The following is a 17,138-nucleotide window of genomic DNA, read 5'->3' on the forward strand; positions in this document are numbered from 1 at the left end:
CCCGCAAGCTTTGATACTACAGAGATAGCCACGATGCCTTCACTTCCCTTTCTCGGCCGTTAAAGTGTCGATATCAAACTAAACGGTGTATGCGAATGAGCTTCCCCCGGACCATCGAAGAAGAATGCAGGGAGCTGATACCAACCCTGGACAAGTCACTCAAGGAACTGGCCTTCTTGCTGGAGAAATCGAAAGCACATATCCGGATCGACGCCCTTTTCCAGGTGCCTCTCAGGAAGTCTCCTACGGTTGACAAGAATGCTGGGATCGAAATCGCCACGCCAGATGGCGAGACGGGCATTTCCCTTGCCATTGAAACCCTGACAACCATTTGGCTGGGTGAGGGGCAAAGTGCCAAGGAAACTCTTCGCTCTCCTGGTGCCATAGGTCTGCCCGCATTGGCTTTGGATCGAATCCGCGAAACCAATAGGCTTCGAATGCATCTGTTCGACCTGATCGAGAAGGCCAAGCCTGCTGAGCGGAAGCGGATCTGGAAAGCGAAAGATCACTACGGCATATCCAGCCTGCAGGCTATGCGGGTAACCCCGATTCTGCATGACCCCCAGCTGATTCGCTTCTACTGGGATACGGGCTCGATAACGAAGCGATGGTTGGTGCGAGACCTGATCAAGGTATGTGAAGACGAGCTTCATGCCACCTTTGGCCACCGGCCATCTCGCGACGAGGTAGTTCAAGGCTCGGTGGAAAGCAGCGTGCTGCTTTCGCTTGAACAGCTTGAGAAATTGCCTCTTGATGAACAGGTAGCGGTTCATCGACTCGGTACTCCCCATATACGGGCAAGGGTGACCGATGGTGACATTGAGCCGTACATCTGCTCTGCGCCGGTGCCGTTCGTTTATGACGTTTCCTGTGCCCGGCCGCTCATAAAGCCTCTAAAGAACTACTGCCCAATGGAAGAAAAAAAGAAGCGCTCGATACGAGCGCTTTTGGAACCAGAGCCTCGCGTACCGGGAATGAGCGTTCACCAGTACGACGTGAAGCACAGGGCTTTTGGGGCGTTTGAATCACGTAGCCGTGGGCGCAACAAGCGAGCAGCGCAAGAATGATAGGGAACACGAATTTGAGCCGTGCAGTAGACACCAAGAGCCGAGAAACCCTCCTGCGGCTTGCCAGCCTCACCAGAGATCTCTCATCCAATGATGATCGCTGCCGAGGGAATGCGTACCGCGACTTGCTGGAGCTTGCCGAGGAGGGAAGCAGCGATGCGATGTTCCAGGTTGCCCGGTGCTTGAATCAGGGGATTGGCGTGGAAGTCGATCAGGTCAAGAGCGATCACTGGCTCAGATTGGCGTGTGTGACCAACCCCCCCTCGAAGGTCGCCCTCTACTCATTTGGCATGCAGAACCTTCTTCGCAAACGACCCGATGCGGACCCCATGCTCGGTCTCAATCTCATCGAGCGTGCTGCCACTGCGGGATACGTGACGGCGATCCTCGAGCTGGTAAAGCTCCTGGAGAACGGTACCGCTGACATCGTTCCTGATCTCCGCAGGGCATACCGCCTGCTAGCAGGCGCGATCACTGACCATTCCGATATGAAGCTGCACGAAGCCTATCTCAGCTTTGTCGAGCGCAACCAACCACTCTCTACGCTTCTGGACTCCTGATTCATGTACCAAATTCAGTGCAAACGCCTTGTCGACCAACTGGCCTTCGGCCTGTCGTTGTCCCAGGCAGAAGCCATAGTTGCCCGGGCCTATGGACGCGAGAGTTACAGCAGCACCTCTGACACCTTCGGTCCAGAAATCCCTGGGCTCCAGGCGATTCGCACTCCCGCGGAGATTCTTCAGCTTGAACGACCTCAACAAATGGTCGAGTTCATGCGCATGGTCTTGAACCTCACCCTGCCTGGCCCTGAGCCCGTTCACCAGCAGATCCCGCCGAAGAACTTGGTGGCAACCATGTACAACTTTGGCAACTTCGACGCCCTGGTGACGTATGTGAAGAACGATCCGATCGATCCAAACGATGACAAGCCCGAAACTCTTCTGAAGTTCAAGAACCGTTACGGCTACATGGCGAACTCTCAGGTGATCATGGGTCGGGGATATCATGGGCATACCTTGGTAGCCCAACCCGATGCCAAGTTGGCCAGCCGCTACATCGATCAAGAGGCGATCCTGAACAAGCTGAATGGGCTGCAGGTGATCATCGTTCGAGATCGGGTGGACGGTGACAGCTACATCAATCACTACAGCCGCAACCACCTGGTGATGCGACACGCTGCATCTGAAGACCTGAGTTCGCTGATACTCGGCTCTCGTGCAAAGGATGCCTGTCTCACTGTCTCGATCGTTCCTGCAGAACGGTATTCGCTTGAAGCGATCATTGCGCCTCATGTCGCAGCGTTGACGAAGAACTCACCGGCCGGCCGCTCTATTATCCTGGACGGCTTGAATATCGATGAGGATTCAGCGAGCTTCCAGGCAGGCCTGCGTTTAGCAAGCAGCCAGGGCATCAACGTTGTGCTCATGGCCCCGGTCCTCAAGGCATCGCAGTGGGACCATTTCGAAACCCGACTGATCTTCGGGTTCGATCTGCAAATGGCTCAGACTGCGAATGCTGAGATGAACCGGGCTATCGTCCAGGCGGCGCCTTACGTAGGGCTCAAAGGGGACAGAATGCAGTTCCTCTACTACTCGGCTGCATCCGGGGCGCGCTATGGGGCTATCCCGCTGATTCCCGAAGAGGAGAAGCGGGCCCCGCTTCTCAAGCGAATCTTCGGCAGTCCAGCCCGAGCTTAGCCCCTAACGCCCTCCCTGAGGGCGTTTTCAGTTTCGCATGCGAAACTCGGCTCATGGAACTTTTTCAGGCCACGACGGTCGTAGGTCATGCCCGGGCATAGTGAATCGCCTACGAAATGGTGTGTTTAGTCGGTTGCGTCCGATGCCATCTGTTGATCTCGAATGCTCAGTCTGAGACAGAACCTCAATTTCTGCTAAATTGATTCTGAAATGAAGGCTATTGGCCTTCTCACAGGCTTCCGCTTCGGTGAAAATGTGGGCGCAGGGGCAATTGTGTCGCTTAACGCCACGCCTTGTCCCTCCTGCCTGGGCAGAGATACTGAATTTTGCTTTTTGGGGAAACGCATTAGGTCCCTATCCTAAGACACCCCCCCCCTCAACATCGTCTGTGGTGCGCGCGTTTCCCCGACTTATAAATGCCCGACTCCATGAGTCGGGCATTTTATTCTTCTAGGCCACTGGTCGGTACCGATCCTGCAGCTGCAGCAGGAATCCTTTTTCGCGACGGTCCGCCTCGGGCTCGCTTAGGGCTACCCCAACTCGGAACTGGTGGGTGATCGGGTCCTTAGAGCAGTTGGCCACGGTGCCTTCGAAATCCATCACCCCGCCATCCTTTTCCGTCAGCCGCAACAGCACCTGATCACCGATCCCGATTTTCTTGTCCGTCAGAACCAGCGCGCCGGCGTAGGAGATGTCGCGCACCCGGCAATCTCCCCACCCCGCAAGGAAACCGAGCACCCCCTTGGTCTTGATCTGTTGCTTTTGCAGTGAGTTCTCTGGAATCGCGTACCGCGTATAACGACGATTGGCTGCCGTCATTCAAACGTCCTCATTTCGTACTTCTTGGGTGCATCAGCGACCGAAAATCCCGAGGGCAATTTGGCTGGTAGCTGTACAGGAACTCCATAGTATCAATGGCTTCCAACGTTTCGAGCCAAAAGCAATGCCCGCGATTTCCTCTTTCCTCTCGTGGCCCAGGGCCTGGTCTTACCGCTCTCACATCATCCCTTGGCAGCTCCATGCCCCACTCTTCCTGGTCATGTTTGCTGTTGTTTCAGTGCTGAACTCGATTCCCAGTGACGGGAGCTGGCGTGATCTGACGCTGAATCAGGTGCTGGAAGATTTCGGAGTTTTCATCTTCTTCATGGCGTTGTGGTCAGGAATCTACTGCCATTTCCGCAGGACTGTCGATTTGACTTGGCTTCTGATCATTTTCGTGGTTGCGATCGGCCAAGAGGAGTTCAACCTTTGGAACAAGCTGTGGCAACAGCTTTGTCTTCTATTTGGGCATGAGATTTCTTCCAGCGAGCGCCAGCGCGGAGACGTGTTCATGATGGCTCTCGTGTTCGGCTCATTGCTGGTCAGGTTTGCATTAGGGGGATTCAAATCCTTCTTTAGAATCCATATCACCTTTTTCATCTGCGTTTTCGTCACTTTCCAGGGTTGGATTCATTTCATCTTCCCCTACTACATCCAGCAACACTTGCTGAACGAACGGTTGACATACCAGAAAGAACTCACCGCTACCTACGAAGGCCGTTTCCGCTTTCAATGCGATCACCTCCCCATCACCTGTTTCGAGTGGGTGGGAGATGCAGTTCCGATCACCTCGATCGCTAAACACGTATCGACTGAGTCCATCACCCAGGTGCTGCAGTCTGTGGGCAATGCAACAACGAGCCTGACAGGCTGGCTCAGTGTGGTTGACCGAGGTGACGTAGAGGTTTTCCGAGGGGTTGATGCCAACCAGAAAGTGCTGGTCACGCTGTACAAGAATCACGAGCTGTACCGCGTTGTCGTCGACGACGAATACCCAACAGAGGCCCACAATGTGATTAGCTCAGCCTTACTCTCTTTCGCCACGCCTTTTGCGCTGGTCTGGTTTTTCGGCGGACTGTGGGTGGTTTTCATGCACCAGGCCCGGGTGTACCGGATAAAGTACGGCAAGCAATTCAGAGCAATGGAGAATCACCAGTGAAGCTGTTGGAGTCCTGGAAAAAGGCTGCGATCGAAGCGGCGCTCGACCGGCACAAGAAAACCCTCACCACTGTGCTCGAACTGGATGATCGAGCTCTACTCGATAGCTATGACCTGGTGTTGGGGATGCTGGCTGGGCCCAAAAGCATCCAGGTCAGGCGAAACCCGCGGGTACTGGATGTGCTGCGCATCCGTGGAAGCCAACGCTCCTTCGAAAAGGCCGTCTATCACGCGCGCAAGGCGCTGACCTACCAACAATAATTTTCACGAAACCCTGAAATAGGGGCAGTCAGTTTCCACTATTAGGGAAACTGACTGCCTCGAGGGGCTCGTTGAATGCTTGTGGAAGCAAAAACCCATGTTGCCTGGGACCTGGCCTCGCCCCGAGCGAAGCGAAGCCAATTTCGCGCCGACAGCTTCTACGTCGTTATCGACGGCTTGCACATCCAGACCGTTCGACAAGCTGCAACTCTGATCAAGAATGCCCTCCTCTCCATTGAGGGCGTACAGGTCAGGGGACCCCTGGCGCTGAAAACTGAGCGCCGGCGCTATGTCTTCCTTCGAGAAATGGTGAGTAAGGGCCAGAAGGGGCTCCGCATTCCTGAAGCGAAGCGACTCAGAAATGTCCTTCTGGTGATGAACCCCACGTCCATCGCTGTAGCGTCTCTGATCGCCTTACCCGTTCCATCAGGGGTGAACCTGCGGATAGAGACGTACCAAGCGCAATACGAACTGAAGGACCCTGCCAAATGCCAAACAGCACAGCCAAGCGACAAGTGACTGTGTCGGTACTCTCCACGCCAGAACCCAGCTGGTTCAAGAGTTCCTCGCTGACCGCGGGTAGCTGGGCTAGCTGGTTAATGATGGCGCACCAATACGGCCGAGTGGTCGACCACCCAGCCGGCATTGAAATCGACGCAAATCACGGTGACTTCTACATCCTCCTCAACGGGACGATGGTTGTTTCGACCGTCCCGCCGGACCCGAACTTGAAACCGCTATTCATTGACACGCTGCGGCGCGGCGACATCATCGTTCCTTCCCGACATACCGACCTGAAATTCACCTATGTGGTCCGAGGCAGCGCTTCGCTCCTGAAAGTATCGAAGGACAAGTTCAACGCCTTCATGAACGACATGAAGAACAGCGAGGTCGTGCTGATGGCGGCCGAGCTGAACCTTCTGACCAAGCACGCAACCGCGGCCTCGACGGTGCAAATGAAGGACCAGGACAAGATCTGGCGTGTAGTTGTGAATCTGGCTTCCCACCCCGATGTCGCGCACCGGCCGGGGGGTGTAGAGGTGAAGGCCACGAGGGAAGAAATCCGCCGCCTCGCGGGCGTGGAACGCCGCTCAGCTTCTCGTGCCTTCCACCTGTTCCAGGAAAAAGGACTGGTTGTCTTCAGCGGCTACAAACGGTTCTTCTTTGCACATGGCAAGGAGGGCCTCAATGCCGACTGAAGCCAATATTGCGGTAAGCAAAATCGCTGCATACGCCGAGTCACCGGACGATTACATCAGGGCTGGCGGTAAAGCCTACAACGCAAAAGCTACCCGCTACGGTAATCGCGCTCATGAGACTATCGGCAAGTCACCGAGCAAGCTCGTTTTCCTCATAGGTGCCGGCCTGTTCATCGCTGCTCTGATCTACTTCGAGGTTTTGCCTCGATGAACCTTATCGTAGTCATTGCTGTACTGTTAGCCGCATTTTTCCTCTACCTCGCCGTCAAGGGAAAATCCAAGGACGATATTTTTCGGGCTTTCGGTCTTGATCCGGCAGCTTACGAGTTGATCAGCTCCGATCTTGGGAAAGGGCATGCAAGGAAGAGAATTCGCTGGCGTGGTGTCGGTGGGGAGCCTGACGCAATCTTCCGCCATAAGCGTAGCGGTAGGATCATCGTCGGCGAGTTCAAGAGTCGGCGATGGGCCAGGCGTGTCCGGCCGAGGGAGTATTTTCAGATCGTGCTCTACATCGGTATCGCCCGGGCCGAATTCACCTCCAACAATGTGCTTGGAATCCTCGCTTTCAACGACAAGATTCTGGAGATCGAGCACCACCCCGAGTTGTTCTCCAACCTGATTCAACTCCGAGCTGAGGTTCTTGCCTCGATGAAAAAGAAGAAGGCGCTTAATTCGCGCCCTCTCCTTTCCAGATGCCGGTTCTCGCTACCATTCAAACTGGAGCGCTTCTGACCTCAGGTCTCAGGCCACCTCAACCAGGCGGTCTACTGCCGGCAGGAAGAGCGCCAGCTTCACTGGCAGGGTGACACCGGCATCCTGGACCGCCTGCTTGTATTCCCGCATTTTGGGCGCATAGCGATTCACTTCCCGGCTGAGGAACTGCTCAACAGGCATTCCTTCCGGGCAGTCCGGTGTTTTCCAGTCAATGATCCAGTACACCCCATCATCAACGAAGGGACGGTCCAGGTATCGATGCACCCACCGCGAGTTTCGGTAGGAGCTGACCTGGACTTCTTGGCCACCACTCTCCCGCTTTTTGAGAATCCACCGACCATGGGTGCTGCTGATAGTCCGCTCCACCAGATGGTGGATTCGCGCAACACCAGCAGGGACTTCAGCGGCGGGATAACCTTCACGACGCAGAAGTGCGGCGATCGCCTGTTTCTTGGTTTGCAACCGCTCGATGCTCCAGGCCTCGATCCCTTCTTTGGAAATCAACTCGACGACTCGGTGATAAACAACCCCGATGGTCTTCGCTCGGTAGTCATTACCCTCCTCTTCCCTCAACTCGTCTGCCAGTTCGTTCTCGGTCGGGATCTGATCGTTACTCGCCGCTGGGATGAAGATGCCGCGCGGTAGTTCGACGGTGAACGATGCGCTCAGTCGCGCCTTCGAGGGAACCTCTACTGACACGTCAGCAGTAATCGGTACCCCCGGTTCGGCCTCGTAGAAGTCCTCCTCAAGCTCAGGCCAGAGGCAGCTCAGCAGCGAACCGGAAGCTACTCGGATCGGCTTGTCCTCGTCGAATTTGTCGACAGCCGCCAGCAGGTAGCAATCGCATTTGGCGCGGGTAGTACCCACGTACGCCAGGCGCGACACCTCATCCAAGATGTCCTTCTTGACTTGTCGACCGATGAACTTGAAAAGCCGGCTCTCTGGAGAGGATTCGTCTTGGTCACCAACATTCGGGGCCAGGGCAAAGGTGCCGGCCAGGTTGCGCCAGTAGAACAGCGGTGTGTCGTCGGTTGCACCGGTTCGATTAAGGCCTGGCAGGATGACGCTATCGTATTCGAGGCCCTTGGCGTTGTGGATTGTCATGACCTGGACAACCCCTGCTTTGGGTGATGCATAGAGGTTATCCAGGGCACGGAAGAACGCTTGCGGGTCCTGCAGGGCCCCGTTGCTCGTGTGCTGAGCGAGCACGCGGAAGACGGTCTCCACATCAGCCATTTCGACGGAATCAACGGTAGCAGGGCCGCCCAGGGCAACCCAGGCGGCTTTAGCGGCCCAAACCAACTCAGTGCCGCGCGCGGAGCGTTCGATACGCTCCATTACCTTGTTCAGGCGTTCAACACGCACTTGGCCATCTGGGCTCAGAGTGGCAATCAGCTGATCATCATTCAGGGCACCACGGATCACCTTGCCGCCCTGAGCAATGATCCGGCAATCGTCCCATGATAGGCCTACGAACGCCGAACGGAGCATTGCCAACCACGAGGTACGATCAGCTGCGTGCCAGAGGGCGCGGATCAACGCGATTACTTCAGACACTGGGGCGGATTCGGCAATTGGATCGATATTCTGGCCAGCTGTAGGAATTCCCGCTTCCTTCAGGGCTGGCAGGATGTGCTTCAGGTGAGACCGCCCACGTACCAGGATAGCAATGGTCTGCTCCGGGTTCTTGGCCAGGGCCTCCTTGATGATATTCACCACCTCCTGAGCTTCACCAATGGGGCCAGTGGTGATGGGCCGAATATGCACGCCCCCGTCCACGGTTCGAAACGGAATCGACGGCACGAAAGGAAAGTCCGACTTGGCGAACACTTTTCCGTAGGCTCGGTTATTCCACTCCACCACACCCGGCGCAGAGCGGAAATTGACAGTGAGGCGGTGAATCTCCAGAGACTTCGGACCGAACACCTTGCTCATCACCATGTTGATGAACAGCTCCACGGTTGCTGCTCGGAACAGGTAGATGGATTGGAAACCATCACCACAGAAAAATACCGATCGCGAGTCATCGTCTTCCCAGTGTGCGACCAGGCGCTGCAGGAGCTCGAACTGAGAGGGCGAAGTATCCTGAAACTCGTCCACCATCAGGTGGTTGATACGGTCCTCGTCCAACAGAGCGTCGCCGACTTCGTCACCGAGGCCCAAGGACTGGATTGCGCGCTGAGCTACTTCCTGGAAGTCGATCGTGGCGGTGCCATCGAAGGTGAGGGTTAGGTTCGCGAGCAGGTAGCGCAGAATCACTGTGAAGTGCTGGCACATCGCGGCGCTGCCCTGAGGGTACTGCAGGTCTGGAAGAGTCTTGAGCGTGACCAAGGCTTCGCTGTAGAGCTCCACCTTTGGATCGTCCTTCAGCCCCTTGAGCAGGGCGTTCATGTCCTTGGTGAGCGGCTCGCCTGCGGGGAAGCCATTCTTCACGTTTACGGACTTGCGAAGAGTGTTTTCGCTTGTAAGAGCAAACCCGGCAAAGCCGCGCAGATAGTCCAGGGAGGTCTGGTTGATGGCCAAAGCGGGACGCTGGGCTGCCCACCCGAAGCCATCGTATACCCCGGAAGCGTGCTGCAGGATGTCCATCGCCTGGGTCAACGGAGAACCGCCCAGTACCGTGATTGCCTCGGCGGCATGCTTGGCAACCATTTCAGCGATCGCCAGCTCCATGCCTGGGAGGTCCAGGGTCATGATCTCGCCGGCCCACTGATCGCGCTTGGAGAGCAGCGCCGAGAACATCGGCACCAGCAGTTCGAAACGGTTGCGGGCGAAGGTGAGCACTGCTTCCAGCGCGTCACGGAGCTCTTCAGGGATATCATCCGAGTTCACGCTGCCAAGGGTGTCAAGAATCGCGCTGCGGTAGATCAACGCAGGGTCCTCGACGGTTTTACCGCCACCCAGTCCACTCATGATCGGTGTTTTGCCGGCCAGGTAGGCGCAGAAGGCATCGAACGTCATGATGCGCAGGCGAGACGGGTTCAAGATCAGGTTCCAACCCAGCAGCCGATCACGTTCGAGAACCAGGCGGCCGAGCTGATACAGCGGCTTCTCGTGAGCTTGGACCGGTTCCACTCCTGTGGCAGCCAGGGCCAGGGCACTGGTCACGCGCTCCAGAATCTCGCCGGCGGCCTTGGTAGTGAACGTAATAGCCAGAATCTCTTCCGGGCGCTCTACTACCGTGAGGCAGGCCAGCATGCGGAAGAGAAGCTGAGTGGTTTTTCCTGATCCTGCGGGGGCGAGGAGTGCCAGCGAGCGACGGGGGTCAATGGAGTCCGCCCGGGCTTGGCCGTCATGAGGATTAGCAGCTGCTATGGCTGCAAAGATCGGCTCAAGGTGAGGGATGGCAGGTAGGGATTGGAAAGCGGTCATCAGTGCGGCTCCGTTCGATTGATGGAACCAGATTAACGGCCGCTTTGTGTGCCACCACCCCTTACGGCTGAAGCCAGAAAGCCACCTCAGGATACTGCGGTAGCGCTCTATACGGAGTCTTTCGCCGTACACAGAAGCCACCATGGGAAAGGCCGTTGATGCCTATGTAGGAGTTGGCCTGTAACAGAATCCTGATGTTTCGACCTGAACCGTCGTACTCGTCGTCCTGGATTATTACCTCTGGCGGGAATTCCAGGAATCGTCCTGCCGCCCAGGCCCAGGCCGTAACCTCAGGGTCAGTAGCCTGGATCACTGCACGGTAGAGAGGGCTGTCCGGCTCCTGCGCCAGAAACTCAGGATCTTTGAGCATTCGGTTGAAGCTTGCGTAGAGGTTCCCAGACATCCAGTGCCGGTAGCGTTTTGGGACCACTGCCAGGTGCCCAGCCTCATGTAGGAGCCCTGATGCAGGGCAGCGCGGATCTACCTGGAGGCCGCCATCCTTGATCCTGACGTGATCAATAAACCCGGCAGCCCCAGGGACGACTTCCACTGAAAGGCCAATGTTGCGAAGAAAGGAAAGAGCCCTTTCCGCAAACTGACAGAGCATTTCTGGTGGTGAGGTTTGTTCCACGATTTGGTTCTCAAAGGAGGTTCCCCTGGCCCTATGGGCCAGGGGACGGGATCAACGGGTGAGGATACCGAGATACTCGTATCCCATGGGAAGCGGTGCGCCATTCTGCAGCCAGGCCTCCCCGTCGGTGAAGCCCTGACTCATTTTGTCCAACGCATTCGTCCACGCCTCGCACTGGCCATCCCAAGCGCCCTCGGTATCCACGCCACTATGCTTGCCGGTCCTTGGTGCCAGCTCACCCGTGAAATTGGATCGGGTATGGAACCCCAGGCTCTTGCTGTTGACCTGTGCCAGCGCGATACCGTCGATTCGCTTTCCGCCATTCTGTTGGAAATCAATCTTGGTCGCGTAGATGGGCAGTTGAGGCTCCGTAAGAGTGTCAGCGTTCAGGCTGGTCATCCTCATCGAAGCTCCAGACTTGTAGTCAATCACCACGTCCCTGAACTCAGATTCATCCTCGGTCAGAAAAATGCGGTCGCGCCGGTCGACCTTGACGGTAATGTTGACCAGTCCAACTGCAATGTCATGTGGCTCCTCGAAGCCGAGGACCTCGAAGTCGTGTGTGCGCTTCGACTCCAGATAGAGCCAGTCATTTATCAGCGATTCCAGCCGCAGTCGCTCAAGCGCGATAACACGCTTTCCGTAGCGCCAGACCAGTTTGTTCAGCAACTGCTCCGATGCTTTCGAAACCGTGTCGCGGATCTTGTCAAACAGTTGGCCGTGACTCATGGCCTTCAACGCTTTCGAGGTCCGAACGTCAGTCCAGAACAGTTCGAGGACCAGGTGCACCATGGTTCCCTGAATGCGTGGGTCGAGACCGATGACAGGCTCCGGGAACATTTCGGCGCGCAGTCGATTTCGAGCGAAGGACAGGAAGGGCGCTTCTGCATAGTCCTTGAAGATTCTCACCCCGCCTTTGATCCAGGCGAGCTCATCCGCGGATACGGGGGCGACCGTTTCAGGGACCACTTGGCTGCGATCGAGGATACCCAACAGTTGGTCGACAAACAGCCCATGAGAATGTACGGAAGGAGCTGCTGCTGGCCAGGAACCGAACAGTTCGCTACAGGAAACCGAGGCGCCTTTGTCGTTATGACCGGGGCAGGAAACTGTTACATCAGCACTCGTGCTCAGCAGTGCTGCGACCACCTTCTCTGCCCGAGCCAAGGCGCCCTCACTGGAGGCGCCTGGAATCCCAGCCGCCACCTGGAGCTCCAGCGGTAGGAAGGGGGAAGGCTCCACTCGGGCGGGCAACACGGTACTCGATGCCCCCAGTACCCACACTGCGTCGAAGTGCAAGCCGATTGCATCCTCATACCCCAGGATCGAAACCGGGGCCACGTGCGAGATACGCGGTTGGAACTGACGGGTATCGATGATTTCCCGCAGCCACATGTACGCCCGAGGATATTCCACACGACCAAGCTGTGTGTCGAGGGTGCGGAACAGGGTCAGTGCCTCGTCCCAGGCCTTCATTGTCTGGAAGTTGGCCGAGTCGAGTTCTTTGCCTCCCGGCCAGCCCATCCCTACCAGCGCCTGGCTGAACTGCTCCGCCCATTCCGACGGATAACGCTTCGCCGCTCCGTTGAGATGGGCAGCAAGATAGCCTGCGAAGCGTTCCCTGAAGTCAGGGACTGCATCACCTTTGTATACGCCGATTGCTCGCAGGAAGTCCTCTCCACCCATGGAAAGGCCCATGTTGTCGCGCAGCCAGATATCCAGCAATGCACGCGCGCGGCCTTCAGAAGTTTCACCGCCGATCCACGGCGAGCGCAGAACACGACTGAAGGCCTCGGAGTCCGCCTCTTGAGGAGTGATGGACAGAAGGTCCATAGCGGCACGGACCAGAGGGCGACTGCCCAAGGTCGCGCCACTGGAGATATCCCATGGAGTCCGCATATCAGCATCAGACTCGCCTGGAATCAGCGTTGCCGGGCTGCAGTGCAGCGAAAGTGCCTCAATCAGCGGGGCTTGGAAATTCCGAATATCGGGTACCAGGATCGCAAGTTGGGGCGCCGCGAGCGGAGTGTCAACGTAAGGTGAGAGGTGATTATTCACCCATTCTGCAACGAGCGTGAACTCATCACCCTGGTTCGTTGCACGGATCAGCTGAGGTGTAGAGCGGTCACCGGCGACGTCCACTTCTTCCACTTCGACACCACGAGCAGCAATTGCCTGGAAGAGCACTTTCTCTGCAGGGTTCATGTCGAGGATACCGACAATGACAATTTTGCTTGGAAGCTCAACCAGACCTTCTTGAACCGCTTTCAGCAGCAAGCCTGGGAGCTGAGCTCGGAAGACTACGCCCTGGGAGGAACACTCCCGACGAAGCATTTCTTGCAGTTGCCAGAAGACTTCCAGCTCGCGCTTGAACCGGAACCGTTCTTGATCCATCGGGATCTGGTATTTGAGGGCTTCGGAGTACGCGCTACCAATACGGCGAGAGGTCGCAGTAGAGGAAATCAGCGTTGCTGGCATCAGGCCGGAGCTATCTGCGAGGCCCTTCACCACTGCCAGTTCCTGTACCGGATACAGTAGTTGCTCTGCCGGCATCAGTTCGAGCCACGCATTTTCGATCCACGACGTGACGGTTTGAATTCGCCCTTTGTTAAACCAGGCTTTTTTGCCGGACATGGACTGCAGCAATGCCGACTGTAGCCTCAGATGGCGGGCAACCCGCTCGGTAGATGTCAGCACCAGGGTGCCTTCGTTCAGGTCGCTCAACTCTTTCAGGAATTTCATCTGTTCTGGTCTCCACAGTAGATGGAGCCAGATTAACGTCCGTCTGCTGTGCCACCACCCGTCGGGCGAACCAGTTTCGCATGCAGATTTTCACACCCGACCACCGGATTTGGGGCAGTCGATTTCCACTATTGGGGAAAGAGCCGAAGCGATTCCCCTTCCATGATGATCAGCCGTCCCCGAAGTATTGCTGTAGGAGCTTGTGCAGGGCCTGGCCTGGAACTCGCTCTGGTTGTCCAACCAGTCATGCACCTTGGCAGCCGCCATCCCTCAGCCATTGCCTATGAGTGTTTGCTCCGTGTGGTCGAAGGGACCCAGTTAGCTGCCCCCGCGCGCTTGATTGCAAGCGCGGAGGCTGATGGCTCGATTGTCGACCTTGATAGGTGGGTGGTCTCTCAAGCGGCTCGGATCGCTGGAGCGTTTCCGAATGTGCACCTCTGGGTGAACGCCTCGCAGATCTCCGTCAGCGATATCCGATTCATTGAGCACGCAATATCGGAGTTTGACCGACACGGAGTCACATCCCGAATGACGTTCGAGATCACTGAATCCGCTGATGGAGATGCCTGCAAAATCGTTAAAGGTTTGGAGCGTCTCAACCTCAAGGCGATGCCTGTGATGCTGGATGACATGAGGGATGGATTCGCGAAGAGGCAACTCTTGATGAACCGCGCTGTGACCGGTTGCAAGCTGTCACGTCGGACCACACGAGACATCGCTGAGAGCCCTGCAGTCCGGGGTGAGGTAGAGAAGCTTGTGCGTGACTGCAGGGCGGCAGGGAAACGTGTGGTGCTCGAGGGGATCGAGGACGCAGCTGAGCTTGAAATTGCCAGGGCTCTGGAGATCGAATTTTGCCAAGGCTTCTACTTTGGCCGCCCGGCACTTCCAGAATACCTTTTCGGTTGAACATCCCGTACTTTAGGAGTTTACCTAACCGGCCGAGCCCGTCCCTCTCGGTCCTGGAAGGCAGACCGGGGATAGCCGATCTGGCTTACTTTCAGCTCTCAACCACGTCTTTGGAAGCGGAGGCTTTGTAAGAACAGGCAATGGTCAAGAGTACAGTCAAGGTGAGTCCCGCGAATTGCCAGTTACCTAAAGACTCATCACCTAGCAGAACAGGAACCATCTGTCCTACGGAAAGCATTCCGAATGCGAATACTCCCAGGTGATATGCAGTTTTTCTCATGTTGTTGCTCCTGTTCAGTTTTGAGCCTTGATCAAATCTTTGCTTTTTGGGTGCTGATCCACTTCAGGCCGGCATCATTGCTGCTTTGACTGCTGCAGCGAAATCCTCCAGCCCCTCGACCAGCGCCCAGCGCTCGACCAATGAGCGCACTGTAGGTTCACCACCCGCAGCTAACTCAAGGCCAGCGGTTTTCGCTGCTCGGAGTTGGGAATCACTGAGCTTTGTACCGCTTGCTGCCTCGAATACCCCCAAAATGCTGTCCGCGTCGCTGTGGAAGGATGATGCAAGATTCAGGACGCGGGGCTCGCCAGCATCCAGCTGGATTAGTTCGCCAGCTTTGAACAATTGCCAATACTCATCTTGGGAGCGCAACGGGGCGTTGGCCATCTGATCGAGCGCGTCAAGCAAGGGCTTGACCTGCTCAGTCTCGATGCCAAGAACTGCATTTTGCAGATCGCGCACATTCGCTCCTTCGGGCAGATCCTGGAGTATTGAAATCAAGGTCTGCCTCAGGCCCCCTTCAACCTTTACACCTGCCGAGCGTTCCAACAGCTGAACTATGAATTCGGTTCCGGAAGAAGCTGTGTTCAATGATTTAGTTACCAGTAAATGCCCCTGCAACAAAGCTAATGCTTGCACAAACAAGTAGCACTGCCATTACGTAAACAAAAGGCCGTATGTTGCGGTGGAGAAATCTTACTGCCAGAAAGTAGCACGCAACCCCAGCTGGTAGTCCAATATACCCTAGGGAGTACAGCCATTCGCTGTGCATTATATGTGCGCGAAGCAATACGCCAAAGCCGCCTAATAGCATGCTGTAGCACAGCAGAGAATATATATTCTGTATCACAAAGCTCAAAAAGCTGATCCTTCCTTTGCTAGGTGCTTCGTTTTGATTGTTCATTTAACTCTAACTCCTTCGTCTTCCCTGCGTTTTTGTTGCCGATTTCCGTCCGACAAAACGACTTCTATTGTGCTTAAGGCAGGGGGCATCGCTTCTTGCGCCAATCGCTCCTGAGATTTCTTCACTTGGATTCTGCGATCGATCATAGATGGGAATTGCGAGGCTACCAGCATGAGAATTGCCACTGGTGTGAAGATTGACAGCACGACCCAACCACCTCCCATAGCGCCGCGTTTCTTTGGTGTACTTGGCTTGGTAGTAGCACTCATAGCTGCCCTTGAAAATTCCGAAGTGATTCAGGATAACGGTCATTGATGTGGTTTGTAGGCCAACAAGCTCGGCGTCCCTGCCTTGTAGTTATGACTCAGAGCTCGTTGATCCTTCCACGACGATCTGTGAATTCGCGTACTTCTTCTCGCGACACCTTATTGGCTGTTACCCACGCCATGGCTGTTTCCGCCATGTTCCGCCGCCCTTGGCGCTTCATCTCGTTCGCCAGCATAGGCAGCTTCTCCGGACCACCCTGCAGGATCTGACGCACAGCTCCAGTTACCTCGATCGACTCATAGATGGGAAGTGGAGCACGCTGCCCGTCCGAGAAGCGGAGCATGTGCTGCCAGAAGATTCCGCGCAGTGTCTGTGGGACAAGTCTTTCATACCGGGGATCAACCAGTGCCAGCATCCGGGTGTACGCATCGGGTGCGCTATCAGCGTGGATCGTCGCGAATACGGAGTGACCTGTCGATGCAGCGAGCAGAGCGGCGTTGGCCGTTTCAGGATCTCGGATCTCGCTGACCATGATGGTTTTTCTGTTCTGCCGGACACAGTCCCGGATGGCCTGCTCAAAGCTTTCTACGTGCTCTCCGACCTCTCGCTGAATGACGCCACCGCCTTCGAAGATGTACTCGATGGGGTCCTCACAGGTACCGAGCAACCCTCTTTCGAGAGGGTCCATATTCTCCAGCGCTGAGAACATGGTTGTGGATTTACCCGAACCCATCACGCCTGCGAATAGCGTCAAGCCAGCACCTTTCATGAGGGACTTAACGACGTTGTAATCGAGCTTCAGGTCCTTTTGGAAATTCAGCTTGCCCTGGAGTAGGCGGCGCATCGCGATTACCCAACCATCCATTGAGTTGGCCAGGTTGCAGCGGTAACGGTAACCATTAAAGGGGATCGTGAAGTCAGCAGATTTGCGCTTATTCCCCTTCCCTTTTTCCGCTAGCATTTTTTCATAGAAATCCTTCCAGATCGGCAGGATCTCCGGGCTGTGGACCTGGCCAAAGTTGTCGACCATCTCCATGGTGCGCTCGCTGAGTGTGATGTTCGTCGCTTCCTTGGCAAACGCTTCGGCGTCGAACTCCTTGGGTTTAAGCAGCATGGAATCT

General features: G+C 56.0%; 15 protein-coding genes. 10 read left to right on the forward strand and 5 right to left on the reverse strand.

All coding sequences use genetic code 11. The features are described from left to right. Nucleotides 1-95 precede the first annotated feature (95 nt). The 3 genes from VQ067_RS30805 to VQ067_RS30815 are packed head-to-tail and all read left to right on the forward strand — an operon-like array spanning nucleotide 96 to nucleotide 2,764. Nucleotides 96-1,067: a DNA replication terminus site-binding protein gene (locus VQ067_RS30805; protein ID WP_058199397.1), complete on the forward strand. Its 972-nt coding sequence runs from the start codon at nucleotides 96-98 to the stop codon at nucleotides 1,065-1,067. Between the two features lie 14 nt (nucleotides 1,068-1,081). Further along, complete coding sequence (locus tag VQ067_RS30810) at nucleotides 1,082-1,627, forward strand: tetratricopeptide repeat protein (RefSeq protein WP_170831727.1); 546 nt, start codon at nucleotides 1,082-1,084, stop codon at nucleotides 1,625-1,627. 3 nt (nucleotides 1,628-1,630) lie between these two features. Further along, complete coding sequence (locus tag VQ067_RS30815; RefSeq protein WP_010794319.1) at nucleotides 1,631-2,764, forward strand: hypothetical protein; 1,134 nt, start codon at nucleotides 1,631-1,633, stop codon at nucleotides 2,762-2,764. 450 nt (nucleotides 2,765-3,214) lie between these two features. Here the strand turns inward: VQ067_RS30815 and VQ067_RS30820 are convergent, their stop codons facing one another. After that, nucleotides 3,215-3,583: a PilZ domain-containing protein gene (locus VQ067_RS30820; RefSeq protein ID WP_010794320.1), complete on the reverse strand. Its 369-nt coding sequence runs from the start codon at nucleotides 3,581-3,583 to the stop codon at nucleotides 3,215-3,217. Nucleotides 3,584-3,707: 124 nt separating this feature from the next. Here VQ067_RS30820 and VQ067_RS30825 point away from each other — a divergent pair, with 124 nt between their 5' ends. From VQ067_RS30825 to VQ067_RS30850, 6 genes are all read left to right on the forward strand, one after another. Continuing rightward, a complete protein-coding gene (locus VQ067_RS30825; RefSeq protein ID WP_020190417.1) occupies nucleotides 3,708-4,742 on the forward strand; it encodes a hypothetical protein in 1,035 nt (344 codons plus the stop codon). Further along, nucleotides 4,739-5,002, forward strand: coding sequence for a hypothetical protein (locus VQ067_RS30830; protein WP_010792533.1), 264 nt, complete (start codon nucleotides 4,739-4,741; stop codon nucleotides 5,000-5,002). The genes VQ067_RS30825 and VQ067_RS30830 overlap by 4 nt, the downstream gene beginning before the upstream one ends. 75 nt (nucleotides 5,003-5,077) lie before the next feature. Then, entirely contained in the window at nucleotides 5,078-5,521 is a 444-nt protein-coding gene (locus VQ067_RS30835) for a hypothetical protein (RefSeq protein WP_010792534.1), read from the forward strand. Next, the gene (locus tag VQ067_RS30840; protein ID WP_010792535.1) at nucleotides 5,491-6,201 is read left to right on the forward strand and encodes a Crp/Fnr family transcriptional regulator; all 711 of its coding nucleotides are present in this window, start codon (nucleotides 5,491-5,493) and stop codon (nucleotides 6,199-6,201) included. Before VQ067_RS30835 ends, VQ067_RS30840 begins: the two co-directional genes overlap by 31 nt. Next, nucleotides 6,191-6,412 carry a hypothetical protein gene (locus VQ067_RS30845; RefSeq protein ID WP_019437830.1) on the forward strand — a complete coding sequence of 74 codons (222 nt, stop codon included), beginning with the start codon at nucleotides 6,191-6,193 and terminating at the stop codon, nucleotides 6,410-6,412. Before VQ067_RS30840 ends, VQ067_RS30845 begins: the two co-directional genes overlap by 11 nt. Next, the gene (locus VQ067_RS30850; protein WP_340080965.1) at nucleotides 6,409-6,933 is read left to right on the forward strand and encodes a hypothetical protein; all 525 of its coding nucleotides are present in this window, start codon (nucleotides 6,409-6,411) and stop codon (nucleotides 6,931-6,933) included. The genes VQ067_RS30845 and VQ067_RS30850 overlap by 4 nt, the downstream gene beginning before the upstream one ends. 9 nt (nucleotides 6,934-6,942) lie before the next feature. On the opposite strand, the gene VQ067_RS30855 is transcribed toward VQ067_RS30850, so the two are convergent. Continuing rightward, nucleotides 6,943-10,287: a UvrD-helicase domain-containing protein gene (locus VQ067_RS30855; protein ID WP_071537076.1), complete on the reverse strand. Its 3,345-nt coding sequence runs from the start codon at nucleotides 10,285-10,287 to the stop codon at nucleotides 6,943-6,945. A gap of 682 nt (nucleotides 10,288-10,969) precedes the next feature. Then, entirely contained in the window at nucleotides 10,970-13,660 is a 2,691-nt protein-coding gene (locus VQ067_RS30860; RefSeq protein WP_021018421.1) for a PD-(D/E)XK nuclease family protein, read from the reverse strand. Nucleotides 13,661-13,825: 165 nt separating this feature from the next. Here VQ067_RS30860 and VQ067_RS30865 point away from each other — a divergent pair, with 165 nt between their 5' ends. Next, nucleotides 13,826-14,566 (forward strand): EAL domain-containing protein, encoded by a 741-nt coding sequence (locus VQ067_RS30865; protein ID WP_225317821.1) that lies wholly within the window; start codon nucleotides 13,826-13,828, stop codon nucleotides 14,564-14,566. A 343-nt stretch (nucleotides 14,567-14,909) separates the two neighbouring features. On the opposite strand, the gene VQ067_RS30870 is transcribed toward VQ067_RS30865, so the two are convergent. Both VQ067_RS30870 and VQ067_RS30875 read right to left on the reverse strand, forming a co-directional pair. Then, the gene (locus tag VQ067_RS30870) at nucleotides 14,910-15,491 is read right to left on the reverse strand and encodes a hypothetical protein (RefSeq protein WP_340080966.1); all 582 of its coding nucleotides are present in this window, start codon (nucleotides 15,489-15,491) and stop codon (nucleotides 14,910-14,912) included. 623 nt (nucleotides 15,492-16,114) lie between these two features. Further along, a complete protein-coding gene (locus VQ067_RS30875; RefSeq protein WP_010792542.1) occupies nucleotides 16,115-17,131 on the reverse strand; it encodes an ATPase, T2SS/T4P/T4SS family in 1,017 nt (338 codons plus the stop codon). Nucleotides 17,132-17,138: the final 7 nt, after the last annotated feature.

It is taken from the genome of Pseudomonas sp. KBN12P06040 (genome assembly GCF_037574965.1).
Taxonomy (GTDB): Bacteria; Pseudomonadota; Gammaproteobacteria; order Pseudomonadales; family Pseudomonadaceae; genus Pseudomonas; species Pseudomonas aeruginosa.

What these genes read in the sequence shown, in the direction of transcription:
- VQ067_RS30875 (WP_010792542.1), bottom strand. Translation starts at nt 17,131, where the DNA reads ATGCTGCTTAAACCCAAGGAGTTCGACGCCGAAGCGTTTGCCAAGGAA.
- VQ067_RS30825 (WP_020190417.1), top strand. Translation starts at nt 3,708, where the DNA reads ATGCCCGCGATTTCCTCTTTCCTCTCGTGGCCCAGGGCCTGGTCTTAC.
- VQ067_RS30815 (WP_010794319.1), top strand. Translation starts at nt 1,631, where the DNA reads ATGTACCAAATTCAGTGCAAACGCCTTGTCGACCAACTGGCCTTCGGC.
- VQ067_RS30855 (WP_071537076.1), bottom strand. Translation starts at nt 10,287, where the DNA reads ATGACCGCTTTCCAATCCCTACCTGCCATCCCTCACCTTGAGCCGATC.
- VQ067_RS30865 (WP_225317821.1), top strand. Translation starts at nt 13,826, where the DNA reads ATGATCAGCCGTCCCCGAAGTATTGCTGTAGGAGCTTGTGCAGGGCCT.
- VQ067_RS30835 (WP_010792534.1), top strand. Translation starts at nt 5,078, where the DNA reads ATGCTTGTGGAAGCAAAAACCCATGTTGCCTGGGACCTGGCCTCGCCC.
- VQ067_RS30820 (WP_010794320.1), bottom strand. Translation starts at nt 3,583, where the DNA reads ATGACGGCAGCCAATCGTCGTTATACGCGGTACGCGATTCCAGAGAAC.
- VQ067_RS30805 (WP_058199397.1), top strand. Translation starts at nt 96, where the DNA reads ATGAGCTTCCCCCGGACCATCGAAGAAGAATGCAGGGAGCTGATACCA.
- VQ067_RS30860 (WP_021018421.1), bottom strand. Translation starts at nt 13,660, where the DNA reads ATGAAATTCCTGAAAGAGTTGAGCGACCTGAACGAAGGCACCCTGGTG.
- VQ067_RS30850 (WP_340080965.1), top strand. Translation starts at nt 6,409, where the DNA reads ATGAACCTTATCGTAGTCATTGCTGTACTGTTAGCCGCATTTTTCCTC.
- VQ067_RS30840 (WP_010792535.1), top strand. Translation starts at nt 5,491, where the DNA reads ATGCCAAACAGCACAGCCAAGCGACAAGTGACTGTGTCGGTACTCTCC.
- VQ067_RS30845 (WP_019437830.1), top strand. Translation starts at nt 6,191, where the DNA reads ATGCCGACTGAAGCCAATATTGCGGTAAGCAAAATCGCTGCATACGCC.